Annotated in this window: 13 protein-coding genes; 9 read left to right on the forward strand and 4 right to left on the reverse strand. The window is 69.2% G+C overall.

Annotated elements, in window-relative coordinates:
* Nucleotides 1-67 precede the first annotated feature (67 nt).
* Nucleotides 68-1177, reverse strand: coding sequence for a PHB depolymerase family esterase (locus tag CFB47_RS28050; RefSeq protein WP_089462947.1), 1110 nt, complete (start codon nt 1175-1177; stop codon nt 68-70).
* Nucleotides 1178-1423: 246 nt separating this feature from the next.
* Between CFB47_RS28050 and CFB47_RS28055 the strand changes: the two genes are divergently transcribed.
* From CFB47_RS28055 to CFB47_RS28070, 4 genes are all read left to right on the forward strand, one after another.
* Entirely contained in the window at nt 1424-2122 is a 699-nt protein-coding gene (locus CFB47_RS28055) for a phosphatase PAP2 family protein (RefSeq protein ID WP_089462948.1), read from the forward strand.
* Nucleotides 2123-2259: 137 nt separating this feature from the next.
* Complete coding sequence (gene modA, locus CFB47_RS28060; protein WP_089462949.1) at nt 2260-3060, forward strand: molybdate ABC transporter substrate-binding protein; 801 nt, start codon at nt 2260-2262, stop codon at nt 3058-3060.
* Between the two features lie 10 nt (nt 3061-3070).
* Nucleotides 3071-3748 carry a molybdate ABC transporter permease subunit gene (gene modB, locus CFB47_RS28065; RefSeq protein WP_089457806.1) on the forward strand — a complete coding sequence of 226 codons (678 nt, stop codon included), beginning with the start codon at nt 3071-3073 and terminating at the stop codon, nt 3746-3748.
* A gap of 55 nt (nt 3749-3803) precedes the next feature.
* On the forward strand, nt 3804-4505 hold the full coding sequence (locus CFB47_RS28070) for a sulfate/molybdate ABC transporter ATP-binding protein (protein WP_089462950.1): 702 nt from the start codon (nt 3804-3806) through the stop codon (nt 4503-4505).
* Between the two features lie 167 nt (nt 4506-4672).
* Here CFB47_RS28070 and CFB47_RS28075 read toward each other — a convergent pair whose 3' ends face one another.
* The 3 genes from CFB47_RS28075 to CFB47_RS28085 all read right to left on the reverse strand — a co-directional run bounded on the left by CFB47_RS28075 (nt 4673) and on the right by CFB47_RS28085 (nt 7693).
* Nucleotides 4673-5509: a TOBE domain-containing protein gene (locus CFB47_RS28075; protein ID WP_089462951.1), complete on the reverse strand. Its 837-nt coding sequence runs from the start codon at nt 5507-5509 to the stop codon at nt 4673-4675.
* Nucleotides 5510-5557: 48 nt separating this feature from the next.
* Nucleotides 5558-7183, reverse strand: a complete 1626-nt coding sequence (locus CFB47_RS28080; RefSeq protein ID WP_089462952.1) for a CHAD domain-containing protein — start codon at nt 7181-7183, stop codon at nt 5558-5560.
* A 126-nt stretch (nt 7184-7309) separates the two neighbouring features.
* Nucleotides 7310-7693, reverse strand: a complete 384-nt coding sequence (locus CFB47_RS28085) for a tautomerase family protein (protein ID WP_011355834.1) — start codon at nt 7691-7693, stop codon at nt 7310-7312.
* 115 nt (nt 7694-7808) lie between these two features.
* Between CFB47_RS28085 and CFB47_RS28090 the strand changes: the two genes are divergently transcribed.
* The 5 genes from CFB47_RS28090 to CFB47_RS28110 all read left to right on the forward strand — a co-directional run bounded on the left by CFB47_RS28090 (nt 7809) and on the right by CFB47_RS28110 (nt 12505).
* Entirely contained in the window at nt 7809-8666 is an 858-nt protein-coding gene (locus tag CFB47_RS28090; RefSeq protein ID WP_089443002.1) for a LysR substrate-binding domain-containing protein, read from the forward strand.
* Nucleotides 8667-8707: 41 nt separating this feature from the next.
* Nucleotides 8708-9631 carry a DMT family transporter gene (locus tag CFB47_RS28095; RefSeq protein ID WP_089443003.1) on the forward strand — a complete coding sequence of 308 codons (924 nt, stop codon included), beginning with the start codon at nt 8708-8710 and terminating at the stop codon, nt 9629-9631.
* A gap of 67 nt (nt 9632-9698) precedes the next feature.
* A complete protein-coding gene (locus tag CFB47_RS28100) occupies nt 9699-10478 on the forward strand; it encodes a sensor histidine kinase KdpD (RefSeq protein WP_089462953.1) in 780 nt (259 codons plus the stop codon).
* A gap of 76 nt (nt 10479-10554) precedes the next feature.
* Nucleotides 10555-11898 (forward strand): hemolysin family protein, encoded by a 1344-nt coding sequence (locus tag CFB47_RS28105; RefSeq protein ID WP_089443005.1) that lies wholly within the window; start codon nt 10555-10557, stop codon nt 11896-11898.
* A gap of 22 nt (nt 11899-11920) precedes the next feature.
* Entirely contained in the window at nt 11921-12505 is a 585-nt protein-coding gene (locus CFB47_RS28110; protein WP_089462954.1) for a thiamine phosphate synthase, read from the forward strand.
* Nucleotides 12506-12519: the final 14 nt, after the last annotated feature.

Below are 12519 nucleotides of genomic sequence, written 5' to 3' on the forward strand. Positions count from 1 at the left end.
TCCAAAGGTTCTTTGACTAGGGTTTTCCCGAATTATAGGGAAAACCCTAGGCTTTGGCCAGCGTCGATCAGACGGTGCGTCGTTCGGTCGCCACAGTGCGGCGCTGGGTCTCGAAAAAGGCCCAGATCATCGCGCTCGCATCGGGGCCGACCGCCGCGTGGAACGGAACGGCTTCGTCGCCGCCGGCCCACGCATGATCGAGCCCTTTTACATGACAGAGCCGGACGACAGGCTCGCCGTCGCGGCAGACATCGGTGATCTGCGCGCCCGCGTCGCGCGTCTCCACTCGCTCGCCGCCGCGCAACGCGCCGCGGCTGTCGGCCAGCCCGTTCAGGCGCATGAACTGCACCGTCAGCTGGTCGGCATTTTTCGGCGCGACCACGTGGTCACCGTCGCCTTGGACGATCAGCGCCGGCATGCCTGGATACGCGGCGGCATCGACTAGCGCGTCGACGGCCGCCGCCGGATTCTGGCGCACGCCGCGCCGCATCACGTCCATCGCGGTAATGCCCGAGGTCGCCTCGCCGAGCGCCGGGCCCGAATGCAGCGCCACCGCCGCGAAACGGTCCGGATGGTGCAGTGCAAGAAGCGACGCGAGACCCGCGCCGGCCGACAACCCCGCGACATAGACACGCGACGCGTCGAAACCGTGTTCGTCGACGAGCGCGTCGACGAGCGACGCCACCGCGTCCGCCTCGCCGCGGCCCGCGCGGTCGGTGTCTTCATACCAGTGCCAGCAGCCGTGCGCGTGAGCGCGCAGCGACTGCTCCGGATACAGCACCGCAAAGCCGTGCTTGTCGGCCAGCAGGTTCATCCGCGTGCCTTGCACGAATTCGTCGACGGACTGCTGGCAGCCGTGCAGCATCACCACGAGCGGCATCGCGCCACGCCGGCGGCCGGGCGGCACGTAAAGGCCGTACGCGAGATTCTGGACGAGGCGCCCAAGCGCGGGGGCCATCGGATGTTCGCCGCGCGTCCACTCGCCGGCCGCCCATGCGGCCGCGCGCGGTCGCACGCGCGATTCGCGCGGCGGGGACGGATCGGATCCGGCGGCGGAGGCCGCAGCCTCGAGTGCATCGCGTGTGATGCGCTGCGCATCGCGCGCCGAGCGCTTGGCGGCCGGAGACAGCATGCGTTTCATGCCGCCCAGCCACACCTTGGTCAGACTTTTGGTCATCGATCGGGCTCGCAGTCAGGAAAAATAGGGGCACCACAGCGGATGCATCGTTCGTCTTTGTGCAATGCACCATAACATTGTTTCTCGGACTTTTCCTGCACGCGGATCGTTCCCGGTCGCGCAAAAAACGGCTCATGCGCACGCGGCGCTATACTGGGGCTTCGCCGCTTGTATCCGTTGTAGTCGTTCTTTCCGGCTCGCGCGTTGATTTAAGCATCCTCCCCGCCTTCGTTCGTCCCCTTCCCGATGTTCGACCTGTCGTCTCACCTGTGGATCATGATCACCGCGTTCGGCGGCGCCGGCCTGACCTTGCCGCTCGCGATCACGATCGCCGTCTGGCTCGCGCTCGGCTACTCGTGGCAGCGCGCGGCCGCATGGCTCGGCGTGCTCGCGGCCGCGATCGGCGTGGTCGCGCTCACGAAGATCGCGTTCCTCGGCTGGGGAATCGGCATCCGCAAGTGGGATTTCACGGGGTTCAGCGGCCATGCGATGCTGTCGACGTCGGTCTATCCGGTCGCGATTTTCCTGGCGCTGATCCGCACCCGCACGCCGCTGCGACTCGCCGGCATCGCGCTCGGGCTCGCGGCCGGCGTCGCGGTCGGCGTGTCGCGCGTCGCGCTCGACGCCCATTCGCCGTCCGAATCGATCACCGGCTGCATCGTCGGCGCGATCGCCGCGATCGCGTTCATCGCCGGTTCGTGGCGCGCGGTGCCGCACCGCTGGTCGGTGCCCGCGGTCGTCGCAAGCCTCGCGCTCGTCACCGTGGCGCTGCACGGCATCACGGTGCCGTCGCATCGTTGGGTCACCAAGGTGGCGCTGCAACTGTCGGGCCACGAGCGTCCGTTCGTCCGCGCGCGCTGGAAGGCCAACCCGAACTACCGCCCTGCTTCGCAGCCGTCGTCGCTGCAGCGCACCCAGTCGTCGCCGCATACGCTCCGTACGTGACCGGCCACCCGGCCGTCGCGTTCGCCACTTTTCACGTCTGACCATTACATGCGCACCATCGCATGAGCGGTATGTCGAGCGTTATAACCCGCCCTATATTACGATTACGGTTTCCACCCATTCAAAACGAATCCACCATGCGCTCAACCGTCCGTCCGCTTCGCCGCACCCTGCTTCGCCTGCTGCCGATCGCCACGCTTGCCGCTGCCGGTATCGCGTTCAGCGCGCCCGCTTCGGCTGCCGACGAACTGGTCGTGTCGGCCGCGGCCAGCCTGACGAACGCATTCAAGGCCGTCGGTGACGCGTACGAGAAGCAGCATCCGGAGACCAAGGTGCTGTTCAACTTCGGCGCGTCGGACGTGCTGATGCAGCAGATCGCCAAGGGCGCGCCGGCCGACGTGTTCGCGTCGGCCGACCAGAAGGCGATGGATCGCGCGGCGGACGAAAAGGTGATCGTGCCCGGCACGCGTCGCGATTTCGCGGCGAACTCGCTCGTGCTGATCGTGCCGGCGGACAGCAAGGCTGCCGCGCCGACGTCGCTGAACGACCTGACCGCGCCCGGCGTGAAGCGCATCGCGTATGGCGACCCGGCGTCGGTGCCGGTCGGCCGCTACACGGAAGGCGCGCTGCGCGCGGCCGGCGTGTGGGATGCCGTCAGCGCGAAGGGCGTGCTGGCCGCCAACGTGCGCCAGAGCCTCGACTATGTCGCGCGCGGCGAAGTCGAGGCGGGCTTCGTGTTCGGCACTGACGCCGCGATCATGCCGGGCCGCGTGAAAGTCGCGCTGACGGTGCCGACGAAGACGGCCATCACCTATCCGATCGCCGTGGTCAAGGACAGCCGCCACGCCGCGCAGGCGCAGTCGTTCATCGACTTCGTCGCGTCGCCGCAGGGCCAGGCCGTGCTGGCGACGTTCGGCTTCAAGCCCGCGGGCAAGTGAGCGTAGCGCGATGCAAGACGCCTGGGTACCGCTGCTGCTGTCGTTGAAGGTTGCCGGGTGGGCAACCGCGCTCGACATCGTGCTCGGCGTCGCGGCCGCGTTCATGCTCGCGCGCTGGCGCTCGCCGCTGCGCGACGTCGTCGATTCCGTGCTGACGCTGCCGCTCGTGCTGCCGCCGACGGTACTCGGCTATTACCTGCTCGTGCTGCTCGGCCGGCGCGGCGTGTTCGGCGCGTGGCTCGACACGCTCGGCATCGAGCTCGTCTTCACGTGGCAAGGCGCGGTGATCGCATCGATGGTCGTCGCGTTTCCGCTGATCCTGAAGTCGGCACGGGCGGCGTTCGAAGGCGTGGATCCGCACCTCGAACGCGCGGCGCGCACGCTCGGGCTCGGCGAAGTCGCGGTGTTTTTCCGCGTGACGCTGCCGCTCGCCACGCGCGGCATTCTCGCGGGCGCGCTGCTCGCGTTCGCGCGCGCGCTCGGCGAGTTCGGCGCGACGCTGATGATCGCGGGCAACCTGCCCGGCCGCACGCAGACGCTGTCGGTCGCGATCTACGCGGCCGTCCAGGCCGGCGACGACAGCACCGCCAACTTCCTCGTGCTGGTGACGTCGATCACCTGCGTGCTCGTACTGCTCGCGACCGGCTGGCTCGTGCCGTCGCGTGCCCGGCGGGGCCAGCTGACATGATGCGCTCGCCTCGTTCATCGTCTTTCGCTATCGGGCGGCTTCGACGGGGGCACGCATGAGCCTCGTCGTCGACATCCGCAAGACCTACGCAAACGCCGAGCGCCGCTTCACGCTCGACATGTCGTTCACGGCAACGACGCAGCGCGTCGTGCTGTTCGGGCCGTCCGGGGCGGGCAAGAGCATGACGCTGCAGGCGATCGCCGGCCTGCTGTCGCCCGACGAAGGCACGATCACGCTGAACGGCGAGCCGCTGTTCGACGCCGCGCGCCGCATCGACGTGCCGACCCGCGAGCGGCGCGTCGCGTACCTGTTCCAGGATTACGCGCTGTTTCCGCATCTGAACGTGCGCCAGAACATTGCATTCGGGCTCACGTCGGGGCTGCGCAACCCGCGCGCGAAGATGGTGCCGCCGGAAGTCGCGTACTGGCTGCAGGCGTTCGATCTCGAAGCGCTCGCGGGGCAGTATCCGTCGCAATTGTCGGGCGGGCAAAAACAGCGCGTCGCGCTGGCGCGCGCACTGGTCGCGCAACCGCGGATCCTGCTGCTCGACGAACCGTTCGCGGCGCTCGACGGCGCCATGCGCCAGCGCATGCGTCACGAGCTCGCCGAGTTGCAGGCGCGGCTCGATATCCCGATGGTGCTGATCTCGCACGACCCCGACGACGTTGCCGCGTTCGGCGACCAGGTCGTGCAGCTGAGCGAAGGACGCGTGCAGGCGGCTCCGCCGCACGCCGAGTGGCCGACGCGCGTCACCTGAGCGCGCGAGGCCGTGGTCGTGGCAGGCAGGTTGGAGCCTGAGAGAAGCCGCGAGTAGCGGCGTAGACTGAAAGCGGAAACGAAGCCGGTGCCGTGCAGGCACTGTGCGAAGCCGGCTTCGCCCCGCCCGTCACACGATCGTCGATGCGCGCCGCCCGGCCTGCTTCGTCAGCCCGTCACCGCAAGAATCACGCTCGACGCCTTGAACAGCGCGATCGCGCGCTCGCCGGCGTCGAGCTGCAACGCGTCGACGCTGTCGTTGGTCACGACGGCCGTCAGCGTCCCGCCGCCGTCGAGTGCCAGCGTCACCTCGCTGTTCACCGCCCCCGCCGCGACGGTTTCCACGCTGCCGCGCAGTTGATTCCGTGCGGACACCTTCAGCTCGTGCTCGCCATGGTCGACCGCGAGCACGACCCACGATGCCTTCACCAGCGCGCAGGCATCCGCGCCGACCTGCAGGCCGAGCGCATCGGCGCTCTCGTGCGTCAGCACGGCAACGATCGACTGTCCGCCGGGCAGCGCGAGCGTGACCTCGTCGTTGACGGTGCCGCGCACGATCGATGCGACCTTGCCGAACCACTGGTTGCGGGCGCTGGTCTTCATCCCGATCCGGCCGATCAGCGCCCAGTCGACGTCGAATCCGGCCACGGCCGCGCTCGCGGCCTCGATGAACCGGCGATGCTCGCGCTCGATCGTGCGGAACGCGGCGATCAGCGACGTCGCGCGCGGCGTCAGCGTCGTACCGCCGCCGCCCTTGCCGCCCGTCGAACGCGCGACGAGCGGTTCGCCGGCAAGATTGTTCATCGTGTCGACCGCATCCCACGCGGCCTTGTAGCTGAGGCCGACGGCCTTCGCCGCGCGCGTGATCGAACCGGTGTCGCCGATCGCCGCGAGCAACGCGATGCGCGTGGCGCCGCCGAGCGTCTGCTCGCCGGCGCGCAGCCACAGCTCGCCGCCCAGTTCTAGCGGTTCGGCGGACGAAAAAGCATGAGGTGCGTCGGTCATCGGGATGCGTAGGGAAATCGGGCGGCCATTATAGTCAGCGCGTGCCGGTCAGCCCGGCTTGCCGTCGAGCTTCGGCGGCCGCAGGCTGGCCAGCAGCGTCTCGGCGTCGCGCGCCGCGCGCTGCTCGAGCGCCGCGCCGTAGCCCCGCACGAAACCGAGCTGGTACGGCGGCGCAGCCAATTTTTCGAGGTGCTGCAGCGCGACCATCGTGTCGTTCGCTTCACCGAGCACGCTCTGCACGCGCGCGAGGGTCTTGACCGTCTCGGTGCGCGTGCGGCGCGACGCCAGCGATGCGAAGAATTCGAGCGCGTAGCGCAGCCGCTTCGCATCGATCCGCACCTGATGGCGCGCGGCCGTGTCGAGCGACGTCAGCGACGGTGACGCGTACAGATGGCCGAACAGCCGCCGCACGCGCTTCGTCGCGTGGCGCCGCAGCGAAGGCGCATCGCCGTCCTCGGCCGGCGGCAGCGCCAGCGAGCTCAGCCACTCGAGCCAGCCGAGCGTCAGCCGCGCATAGCGAGCCGAATGCAGCGCCTGGCGCAACTCGGCCCGCGCGGCCGCGCACTGCGCGCGCGCGGCGTCGAGCGTACCGTTCCACTCGCCGTCGCCGCCGTCGGCCGCGATCAGCGCGGGCAGGCTTTCGGTCGCGAACACGTCCCAGTCGCGCACCGTGCCGAGCAGCGACGCAAGCCAGCGCAGGTCGACACCGAGCGTGTCGCGCCACTGGCGGTCGGTGAAGCGCGGGAAAAAGCGCATCAGCGTACGCAGGCGGCGCAGCGCGACACGCATCTGGTGCACGAATTCGGGATCGTCGTGCTCGAGCACCCCGCCCTCGTTGCCGAGCCACTGCGCGGTGATGTCGCCGGCCAGCGCGAACAGCGCGGTGCGCTGCGAGCGCACGCCGGTCAGGTCGACGGGCTTGGCCTTGACGGGCCCGTCGGCGGCCGGCTCGGCCGCGCATGCGCGATCGATCACGCTCGTCAATTGCACGAATGCGGGCCACGCACCGCTCAATTCGCGGGCCGCTGCAAACAGCGCATGCAGCGCGGCAGTGCGCGCGGGCAGTGTCTCCCAGTCGGGCGCCGCAAGGCGCAGCTCGACGAAGCGGCGCGGCGGCTCGCTGCCGCGATGCAGCGTGACGTCGTCGAGCGTCATCTCGACCACGACGCCGGAATCGTCGGCCCAGCGCCCGCGCCGCCGTTCGCTGACGACACGCAGCGCCGACGACTCCGGCTGCACGCTCGGGGCCGGGGGCACTGCGGCGTCGGGCGCAACGCCATCCACTTCGTCTGCCGGTGCATCGGCATCGGCCGCCTCGGGCACGGGCAGCGGCATCGCGACGGCGATACCCTCATGCTCCGCGTCGAACAGTTCGCGCGCCGTGACGCCTGGCGCAAATACCGTCGTGCGCGACGCGACCACGCGCCTGCCGTGCGCATTCGACTCGACCCACGTCCACCAGCTTGCGCCGGGGCTCGACTCGGCCTCCTCGATCTGGCATGGCTCGATCGTCACGCGCTCATGGCCGCGGCGCATCCGGACCTGCGGGCAGATCCGCCACGCCCGCACGAGTTCGGCGCCGAAATCACGCTGCGCTCCCCGGGCGCGACTCGCGGCCTTGACCGGCCACCCTTCCAGCGACAGCGACAACACGATTTCCAGCACACGCGACATGGAGGCTCCTGCACATGAAGAAGCGCCGGCGCATCGTGCGCGCCGGCGTCGACCGTGAAGCTCCTTCCATAGTACACGTCGTCAAAACTCGCCGGCGACGATCTGGCCCTGTTGGGCTGTCACAGGTCAAACGGCGTATTGCGCGAGGCCGTTGCCGAACGACCAGTCCTCCTTCAGCACCTCGACAAGACTGATGAATACGTCCTGCTGCCGCACGCCCGGCTGCTGCGCGAGGTTGTCCGCGATCGCCCGGTACAGCGCCCGCTTTTGCTCGAGCGTACGCGTGTTGTTCGCGGTGATCTGGATCATCACGAGATCGTCGCTGCGTTCGATATCGAGGTAGTGACGACCGAACACGAAATTCTCGGCCGCATGCTCGGTGACGACCATGAAGATGTCGTCCTCGGGCACGTTGAACGTGTGCATCAGCGCGCGATGCACGCCGTCGACGAGCGCCGCACGATAAGCGGCCGGCTTGCCTTCGCGCACGGCGATACGGGTGAATGGCATGGTCCTGCTCCTGTCGGTGAAGGTGACGTTGAAGAACGGAAACACAGCATCAGGTTAGGCGCGCCGAACTATAATGAACAGTCATCGATGAATATTTCATCCATTTACATCGAAAATGAAAGTCCTTGATCTCGATGCCGTCCGCGCGTTCGTGCTGGTCGCCGATCTCGCCAGTTTCACGCGCGCCGCCGATGCGCTCGGCACCACCCAATCGGCCGTCAGCCTGAAGCTGAAGCGGCTGGAGGCCCACCTCGGCAAGCCGCTGCTCGCGCGCACGCCGCGCATCGTCAAGCTGGCCGCCGACGGCGAGAATTTCCTGCCGGCCGCCCGCGCGCTGCTCGATGCGCACGATCATGCGCTGGGCGCGATCTCGGCCGGTACGCACCGCCTGTCGCTCGGCGTCAGCGAGCACGTCGCCGTGCCCGACCTGCCGGCCGTGCTCACGAGCCTGCATCGGCAGGATCCCGGGTTGTCGCTCGAAATGCATCTCGGCACGTCGACGAACCTGCTCGCGCAATACGACGAACGCCGGTTCGATGCGGTGATCGTGCGGCACGAGCCGGGCGAAGACCCGCCGCGCGAAGACGGCACGCTGCTGTTTTCCGAACCGCTGGCCTGGCTCGCCGCGCCGGACTGGGTGCCGCGCGCGGGCGAGCCGCTGCCGCTGGCGGTGCTGGCCGGCCCGTGCGGCGTGCGGGCCGCCGCGCTGCGCGCGCTCGACCATGCGGGGCGGCCGTGGCGCGAGCGCTTTACGGGCGGCGGCGTGGCGGCGGTCACGGCCGCCGCCGCCGCGGGGCTCGCCGTCTGCCCGCTGGCGCGGCGGGTCGCGCCGCGCACGCTGGTCGACGTCGGTGCGAAATTCGGGCTGCCGCCGCTGCCGCTGTCGCAGGTCGTGCTGTATTCGCGCGTACGCGACGCCCGTGCCGGCGCCGCGTTGCGCAGGTTTGCCGACAGCCTTGCAATCTCGGCGTAAACTAACGGGTTTCGCCGCCCGCAATCTCCAGAAGAATTCCAATGAAGCCCGACGCCCGCAAGCACCTCCGAGCCAACCTGCTGATGCTCGCCGCCGCCGCGATCTGGGGTTCGGCTTTCGTCGCGCAGCGACTGAGCCTCGACGTGATCGGGCCGTTCCTGTTCACGGGGCTCCGCTTCCTGCTCGGCGCGCTGGTGCTGGTGCCGCTGCTGATGCTGAACACGGCGTCGCGCACGCAACTCGCGGCGATCCGCCGTGAGCCGGCGCTGCTGCTGCCGGGCCTCGCGCTCGGCGGGCTGCTGGCGGTGTCGATTTCGCTGCAGCAGATCGGCCTGCAGTACACGCGCATCGCCAACGCGGGCTTCATCAGCTCGCTGTACGTCGTGATCGTGCCGCTGATGGGTGTGTTCGCCCGTCACCGGATCGGCCCGGGCACGTGGTTCGGCGCGCTGCTCGCGGCGATCGGCCTGTATTTCCTCAGCATCAACGAGCAATTCTCGGTGCTGTACGGCGACTGGTTCCAGCTCGCCGGCGCCGTGATCATCGCCGCGCACGTGATGGCCGTCGGCCATTTCGCGAAGCGCCACAATCCGCTCGTGCTCGCGTTCATGCAGTTCGTCGTGTGCGGCGTGGCGTGCCTCGCGGTCGGCCTCGTCATCGAGCCGGTCAGCGGCACGATGCTGCGCAACGCGCTGCCGACGCTGCTGTACGGCGGCCTGCTGTCGGTCGGGGTCGGCTATACGATGCAGGTCGTCGCGCAACGCGACGCGGCGCCCGCGCACGCGGCCGTGATCTTCAGCATGGAAGGCGTGTTCGCGGCGATCGCCGGCTGGGCCGCGCTCGGCGAAACGCTGACGCTGCGCGCGCTCGTCGGCTGCGCGCTGATGCTGGCCGGCCTGCTCGCGTGCCAGCTGCTGCCGAACGGCGACGCCCGGAAAAAGGACGAAGACGCGCTGCCGGCGTGACACGCACCGTCCCTATAATGACGGTTCGCGTGACTTCCACGCCAACCGCTTCCGACAGGCCAGCTCCGTGACGTCCACTACCGTCGATCCCGCCGCCGACCTGCTGCGCGAACGCGCAGCGCATTACGCCACCCAGGCGGCGCTGTTCCTGCGCGACCAGGCACTCTCCACCGCGTCACACGACCTGCGCAGCCCGCTGAACGCGATGCATAGCTGGGCGTACGTGCTCGATCGCCAGCTCGCCAACGCCGATCCGAACCTGCAGCGCGCGCTCGCGGGCATCCGCACGGGCATCGACCAGCAGGTTGCGCTGATCGACGACGTGCTCGACGCGCCGCGCGCCGAAACGCGCACGCTCGCCGTCAAGCCGCAGCCGTTCGCGCTGCGCGCGCTGCTCGACGACACGATCGCGCTCGCCCGTTTCGCGCTCGCCGACGCACGACAGGTCGCACTCGACGCGACGCTGCCGGACGGCGACCTGTCGCTAACCGCCGACCGCGAACGCATCGCACAGGCGCTCTGGACGATGCTCACCGCCGCGGTCGAAGCCAGCGCCGCCGGCAGCCGCGTGACGTTTGCGTGCGCGCGCGACGGCCTGCAGTTCACCGCGCGCACCACGTGTACCGTCAACGCCGACGCACTCGCCGATCCCGTGCAACCGCATGCATTCGAATCGTTCGCACGACGCGAAATGCTGCGCGAGCGCGACGCCAAGCGCGTCGCCTGGACGCTCGCGCTTTGCCAGCGCGTCGCGCTCGCACACGGCGGCACGTTCGCGCACGACGCGTTCGCCGATGGCGCCACGGCCACCATCACGCTCTCCGTCCCCGGTGAGGCGCCGGTGTAAGCAATCGGCCGCCCGTCACATTACAAATTCCTTTCTGGCTCTATACTGATGGGCCTGTCATAACCGGAGTGTTTCTTTGTTACAGATCTTCGCGCTCATCGGCGCGTTGTTCCTGGTGGCCCTGAATGGGTTCTTCGTCGCGGCCGAATTCGGCCTCGTCAAACTGCGCGCCACGCGCGTCAAGACCCTGGCCCGCAAGCACGGCTTGCGCGGCCGCATCCTCGGCATCGTGCACGGCCGACTCGACGCGTATCTTTCCGCGTGCCAGCTCGGCATCACGCTTGCGTCGCTCGGCCTCGGCTGGGTCGGCGAACCGGCCTTCGCGCAACTGCTCGGCCCGCTGCTCGACCTGATCGGCGTGGAATCCGAACGCGTCGTGCACCTGATCTCGCTGGTGTTCGCGTTCTCGCTGATCTCGTTCCTGCACATCGTCGTCGGCGAGCTGGCGCCGAAATCGATGGCGATCCGCCAGCCGGAAAAGATCGGCCTGTGGGTCGCGCTGCCGCTCTACGCGTTCTACTGGGCGATGTATCCGGCGATCTGGGTGCTCAACAACAGCGCCAACGCGGTGCTGCGGCTCGCGGGGCTGTCCGCCGACCACGGCAGCGACGCCCACTACTCGACCGACGAGCTGAAGCTGATCCTGCGCAGCCGCCGCAGCACGGCCGGCAATCCGGCCCAGCCGGCGCGCGGCACGTACAGCAACGACGAGTGGAACACGCTCGCGCATTCGCTCGACTTTTCGTCGATGACCGTGTCGGACCTGATGCGGCCGGCCCATGAAATGATCGGCCTGCGCCGCGACCTGCCGCTGCCCGACAACATGGAAATCGTCGCGCGGCACCGCTTCAGCCGCTATCCGCTGTTCGAGGATGCGTCGCGCGAACAGGTGAGCGGGCTGATCCACCTGAAGGACCTGCTGCTCGCGCGTCACGCGGGTGCGGCGCTGGAAGACCTGTCGGACTACGTCCGCCCGGTGCAGTACGTGCGGCCCGACACGCCCGCGCTCGACCTGTTCCGCCGCTTCCGCAAGGGCGCGCCGCACTTCGCGCTGGTCGGCAACAAGGGCGAGAAACCGATCGGCTTCCTGACGCTCGACAACCTGCTCGGCGCGCTGGTCGGCCAGATCCACGACGAGTTCCGCCAGGGCGACGCCGACTGGACCCGCCTCGACGACGGCACGCTGATGGGCAAGGGCAGCCTGCCCGTCGTGTCGCTCGAACAGGCACTCGGTATCGACATCGACGAAGGCCGTGCGGAATCGGTCGGCGGCCTCGTGATCCAGGCGCTCAGCGACCTGCCGACCGAAGGGCAGCGCGTGTCGTTCGACCGCTTCGACGTCGTCGTGAAGAAGATGAACGGGCCGCGCATCGTGCTCGTGCGCGTCTACCCGAAGATCTCGAAAGAGGCCGACGAATGACGGCCGCGCTGCGCCGCACGCGATGAACGCCACGCTGCCGCGCTGCTGCGTGATCACGCCGGAGCCGGCGTCCGCGTCGGCGGCCGATTGCGCGGCGTTCCTCGATCGATTGTCGGCCGTGCTCGCGCGCGGCGAGACGCTCGTGCAACTGCGCGTGAAGTCGCTCGATGCAGCCGCGTTCGCGCGACTCGCCGCCGAAGCGCTCGCGCGCTGCGAGGCGACCGGCGCGCACCTGATGCTGAACGGGCCGATCGATGCGGCCGGCGTGACGCGGCTCGACGGCGCCGGCTGGCATCTCGACGGCACCGCGTTGCGCGCTACCACGCAGCGGCCGTTGCCGGCCGGACGATGGGTGTCCGCCGCCTGTCACACGCGCGACGACCTGCTGCTGGCCGCGCGCGCCGGCGCGGATTTCGTCACGCTGTCGCCCGTATTGCCGACGCTCAGCCATCCCGGTGCGCCGACGCTCGGCTGGGCCCGGTTCGACGCGCTGGCCGCCGAGGCCGCCATGCCCGTCTTCGCGCTCGGCGGCATGACACGCACCCACCTCGACGAGGCGCGCCGCCACGGCGCCTACGGCATCGCAGGCATTCGCGGGTTCTGGTAGGTCGGAGATTGCCC

It is taken from the genome of Burkholderia sp. AU27893 (genome assembly GCF_002223205.1).
In the GTDB taxonomy this organism is placed as follows: Bacteria; Pseudomonadota; Gammaproteobacteria; order Burkholderiales; family Burkholderiaceae; genus Burkholderia.